Here is a 5066-nt window from a genome sequence, read left to right as displayed (position 1 = left end):
GTCTGCGACCAGGCCGCCAACGAGGACTGCCCGCCCTGGGAAGGTCAGCCGATCAGTGCCCATTGGGGCCTGCCCGATCCGGTCAAGGCCACGGGCACGGACGCCCAGAAGATGCTGGCCTTCCAGCAGACCTACGGCGCGCTCAGGAACCGCATCGCCGCTTTCACAGCCCTGCCGCTCGACGCGCTCGACCGTGTGTCGCTGCAATCCCATCTCGACGACATCGCCTCCGAAGGAGCCACCGAATGACCACCTACGCACTCAATGGCCTTGGCCGCATGGGCAAGCTCGCCCTGCGTCCGCTTCTGGAACGCGGCGCCAGGATCGCCTGGATCAACGACGCCGTGGGCGATCCGGAGATGCACGCGCATCTGCTGGAATTCGACACCGTGCACGGGCGCTGGGACGCGGAGTTCGAATGGGACACCGACAGCATCACCATCGACGGCACCCGCCTGCCGGTCCATTGCGAACGCAGCCTCGAGAGCCTGCCGCTGGATGGCGTCGACGTGGTCATCGACTGCACCGGTGTCTTCAAGACGGAGGCCAAGCTCGCCCCCTATTTCGCGGCAGGCGTGAAGAAGGTGGTGGTCTCGGCCCCCGTGAAGGACGGCCCCACGGCGAATATCGTCTTTGGCGTCAACAACCACGACTACGACCCGGCCGCGCATCGCATCGTCACGGCCGCCAGCTGCACCACCAACTGCATCGCCCCGGTCGTGAAGGTCGTGCATGAACGCTTCGGCATCAAGCACGGCTCCATCACCACGATCCATGACGTGACCAACACGCAAACCATCGTCGACCGTCCCGCCAAGGACCTGCGCCGCGCCCGCTCGGCACTCAATTCCCTCATCCCCACGACGACCGGCAGCGCCACCGCGATCACGCTGATCTACCCCGAGCTCACCGGCAAGCTGAACGGCCACGCCGTGCGCGTGCCGCTGCTCAACGCCTCGCTCACGGACATGGTGTTCGAGCTTGAGTGCGCCGTGACTGTAGACGAGGTCAACGCCGCCTTCGAGGCCGCCGCCCATAGCGACCTGGCGGGCATCCTCGGCTATGAAACCCGCCCCCTCGTCTCGACCGACTACACCAATGACCCGCGTTCCACGATCGTCGACGCGCCCTCAACCATGGTGGTCAACGGCACGCAGCTGAAAATCTACGCCTGGTATGACAACGAATGGGGCTACGCGCACCGCCTGGCCGACGTGGCTTTCATGGTGGGGGCGAGCCTGTGAGCCAGCCGCAGGGCCTTGCCGCCTACGTTGCGGTGACGGCGGCCTACTGGGCCTTCATGCTGACCGACGGGGCACTGAGGATGCTGGTGCTCCTGCATTTTCACGGTCTCGGCTTCTCGCCGGTGCAACTGGCCTATCTCTTCGTGCTCTACGAGGTCGCGGGCGTGGTGACGAACCTAAGCGCAGGCTGGATCGCCGCACGCTTCGGCCTGACCTCGACACTATACGCGGGGCTGGCGCTCCAGGTGGCGGCGCTTCTGGCGCTGACCGGGCTCGACCCCACCTGGACGGTGGCCGCCTCGGTGGCCTTCGTGATGGCGGTGCAGGGCGCTTCGGGCGTGGCCAAGGACCTGGCCAAGATGTCCTCGAAATCGGCGGTGAAGCTGCTCGCCCCCAAAGGGCAGGGCGGCCTGTTCAGGTGGGTGGCGCTGCTCACCGGCTCCAAGAACGCGGTCAAGGGGCTTGGCTTCTTCCTCGGCGCGGCGCTATTGGGCCTCGTGGGGTTCCAGGCGGCGGTGATCGGCATGGCGGCCCTTCTGGCCGCGATCCTCCTGCTGGTGATCTGGCGCATGCCCGCGGGCCTGCCCGCAGGCCGCAAGGATGCGAAATTTCGAGAGGTCTTTTCCAAGAACCGCGACATCAATCGCCTCAGCCTGGCGCGTCTCTTCCTCTTCGGTGCGCGTGACGTGTGGTTCGTGGTGGGTATCCCGATCTATTTCTACGCGGTCCTGTCGGACGGCACCGAGACCGGCAACCGCGCCGCCTTCTTCCTTATCGGCGGGTTCATGGCGCTCTGGATCATCCTCTATGGCGGCGTGCAGGCCTGGGCGCCGAAGCTTCTGCGCGCGGGTCAAGGGTCCGAGGACCAGATGTTGCGCGCGGCCCGGACCTGGGTGAGCCTCCTGATCTTCGTGCCGGCCTGCCTGGCCCTGCTCGTCGCGCTGACCCCCGCCCCGGCACCCTGGCTCACGGCCGTGCTCGTTCTGGGACTCCTGGCCTTCGGCGCGATCTTCGCGGTGAACTCTGCGCTTCACTCCTACCTCATCCTCGCCCTGACCAGTGCAGAGAGGGTCACGATGGATGTGGGCTTCTACTATATGTCGAACGCGGCAGGACGCCTCCTGGGCACGCTTCTGTCGGGGGCCAGCTACCAGCTTGGTGGACTGCCGCTCTGCCTTGCCATGGCCGCCCTCATGCTCCTGGCCAGCGCGCTGGCAACCGCTCGCCTCGGAAAGGGCTGAGCCGCCTTCATTGTTCCAAAAATATCCCGGGGGTCCGGGGGCAGCGCCCCCGGGCCTTTTCCGCCGCGGAAAATGATCCGCGATCCGCAGCGGATCGCGCGGGTCGCCGCGCGCGCATGCGCGGCGAAACCCGATTTCGTCTGCACGGGGTGTGCATGAGGGGTGTACGGGGGGGTGTACGCCCGGCGCCCCCCTCTTTCTTGCCCCTTGAAGGTGGGGGCCTTCCGGCCTAGGCACACGATAACCTGGACAGGAGACCGCCATGGGCGAGGCCGCACAGTTTTGGATCGTGGCAGGGGTCGCCGCCTACCTGATGGGCCTGTCCAAGGGCGGCGTGCCGATGATCGCCATCCTCTCGGTGCCGCTCATGTCGCTCTTCATGGATCCGGCACTTGCCGTGGGGCTCCTGCTGCCCATCTACATCGTGGCCGATGTCTACGCGGTCTGGCTCTTCCGGCGCGATTTCTCGGTGCGCAATCTCCAGATCCTGCTGCCCGCCGCCGTGGTCGGCATCGCCGTGGGCTTTTCCACCGTCACCATCGTGCCGGTCTGGACCATGAAGCTGCTCGTCGCGGTCATCGGGTTCTACTACCTGTTCAACGCCCTGCGCAAACGGCTGTCGCGGGCCGAGATCCCACCGCGCCCCGCCGACGTGCCGCGCGGGCTGTTCTGGGGGGCGCTCACCGGTCTGACCAGTTACATCGCCCATGCCGGCGGCCCACCCTATCAAAGCTACGTGCTGCCGCAGCGCCTGCCGAAGCTTACCTACCTGGGCACCAATGCCATCTTCTTTTCAGCCGTGAACCTCATCAAGGTGCCGCCCTTCATCCTCGCTGGCCAGATCACCTGGGACAGCGCGGGCCAGGCCGCATGGCTGGCGCCTGCCGCGCTCGCCGGGGCCTGGAGCGGCTCGAAGATCGCGCGCTGGTTGCCGGAAAAGGCTTTCTTCGCCCTTGTGGAAATCGCGCTCGCAGTAGTGTCGCTGCGGCTATTGTGGGAAGTTCTGGCGCGCTGAGGCCGCAAAGGAAAGGGCCCGCCGCGCAGTGCGCAACGGGCCCCTTTTCGCAGTCTGCGCTGGATCAGCCGATCATCGACTGGATGCCGAAGAAGATCACTGCAGACATGGTCGCGGCGGCGGGCACGGTGATGACCCAGGCCGCGATGATGGTCATGAAATGCGACCGGCGCACCAGCTTGCGGCGGCGGCGCTCTTCGGGCGCGATGCGGGTCTCGTCGGGCATGTTGACCCGCGCCAGCCGCAGGCGCCGCTCGGCGTCCCATTCGCGGAAGAAGCCCACGCCGAAGACCCCGCCCACGGCGATATGGGTGGAACTGACCGGCAGGCCGAGCCAGCTGGCCACGATCACCGTGATTGCCGCCGACAGCGCCACGCAATAGGCGCGCATCGGGTTCAGCTTGGTGATCTGGCTGCCGACCATGCGGATCAGCTTGGGCCCGAACAGGAACAGCCCGAACGAGATCCCGAAGGCTCCGATCACCATCACCCAGGTCGGGATGCTGACTGCATGGGTGAAGTCGCCAGACTGCGAGGCCTGCACGATGGCGGCAAGCGGCCCCACGGCATTGGCCACGTCATTGGCGCCGTGCGCGAAGCTCAGCAGCGCGGCGGACACGACCAGCGGGATGCCGAACAGCACCTTGAGCGACCTGTTGCGGTTCTCCAGTCCCTCGGACTGCTTGCGGATGACCGGGATCATCCCGACCCAGGTCACCACCGCCACGACAAGGCCGATCAGAAGCGCGGTGCCAAGCGAAATGCGCATCAGGTGCTTGAGACCCTTGAGCGCAAGATAGGCGGCAAAGGTGCCTGCCATGATCCCCACCAGGACCGGCACCCATTTGCGGGCGGCGGCAATCTTGTCGGTGCGATAGATGATGTTGGACTTGATGAACCACAGGAACAGGGCCGCGATCACGCCGCCCAGAACGGGCGAGATCACCCAGCTTGCGGCGATGGCGGTCATCTTGGACCAGTTGACGGCGGCAAAGCCCGCCGCGGCGATCCCTGCGCCCATCACGCCGCCGACGACAGAATGGGTGGTCGAGACCGGGGCTCCGACCCAGGTCGCGAGATTCACCCATAGCGCCGATGACAGCAGCGCCGCCAGCATCGCCCAGATGAAGACCTCGGCCGTTTCCATGCTTTCGGGGGTGACGATGCCCTTGGCGATGGTCGAGACCACGTCGCCGCCGGCGATCAGCGCGCCCGCGCTTTCGAAGATCGCGGCAATGGCGATGGCCCCGCCCATGGTCAGCGCGTTCGCGCCCACGGCGGGCCCCATGTTGTTGGCCACGTCATTGGCGCCGATGTTGATCGCCATATAGGCGCCGAAGATCGCGGCGGCGACGACGACCATCGTGTGCTGGTCACCGCCGAAGAACATCATCGCGCCGAGGCCAGCGAGGACGATGAAGGCGAGCGAGATGCCGAGGCCGATCATCGGGCGCGCGACATATTGGTTGGCGGATTCAAGATGCGAGAACCGATGCAGGTCGCGGTCAAGCGTTTCCAGGTGATCGGCGTCGTTCGGTGGGGTACTCACTGTGGTCATCCCTATGG

4 protein-coding genes and 1 pseudogene are annotated in these 5066 nt (G+C 66.1%); 4 read left to right on the top strand and 1 reads right to left on the bottom strand.

Translation table 11 applies throughout. The features are described from left to right. The 4 genes and pseudogenes from ACEQXV_RS01385 to ACEQXV_RS01370 all read left to right on the top strand — a co-directional run. Positions 1–249, top strand: a pseudogene (locus tag ACEQXV_RS01385) (ArsR family transcriptional regulator); the annotation flags it as partial. Continuing rightward, a complete protein-coding gene (locus tag ACEQXV_RS01380) occupies positions 246–1244 on the top strand; it encodes an ArsJ-associated glyceraldehyde-3-phosphate dehydrogenase (protein WP_370267523.1) in 999 nt (332 codons plus the stop codon). The pseudogene ACEQXV_RS01385 and the gene ACEQXV_RS01380, both read left to right, overlap by 4 nt. Next, a complete protein-coding gene (gene arsJ / locus ACEQXV_RS01375) occupies positions 1241–2485 on the top strand; it encodes an organoarsenical effux MFS transporter ArsJ (RefSeq protein WP_370267522.1) in 1245 nt (414 codons plus the stop codon). The genes ACEQXV_RS01380 and arsJ overlap by 4 nt, the downstream gene beginning before the upstream one ends. Before the next feature lie 262 nt (positions 2486–2747). Further along, positions 2748–3500, top strand: a complete 753-nt coding sequence (locus ACEQXV_RS01370; protein WP_370267521.1) for a sulfite exporter TauE/SafE family protein — start codon at positions 2748–2750, stop codon at positions 3498–3500. Between the two features lie 64 nt (positions 3501–3564). On the opposite strand, the gene ACEQXV_RS01365 is transcribed toward ACEQXV_RS01370, so the two are convergent. Continuing rightward, a complete protein-coding gene (locus ACEQXV_RS01365; protein WP_370267525.1) occupies positions 3565–5058 on the bottom strand; it encodes an inorganic phosphate transporter in 1494 nt (497 codons plus the stop codon). Positions 5059–5066 lie beyond the last annotated feature (8 nt).

Origin of the sequence: Nioella sp., from assembly GCF_964229645.1 — a bacterium.
Lineage (GTDB): Bacteria > Pseudomonadota > Alphaproteobacteria > Rhodobacterales > Rhodobacteraceae > Nioella.
The sequence above is the reverse complement of the archived record's forward strand: the minus strand, read 5'-3'. Positions and strand labels throughout refer to the sequence as shown.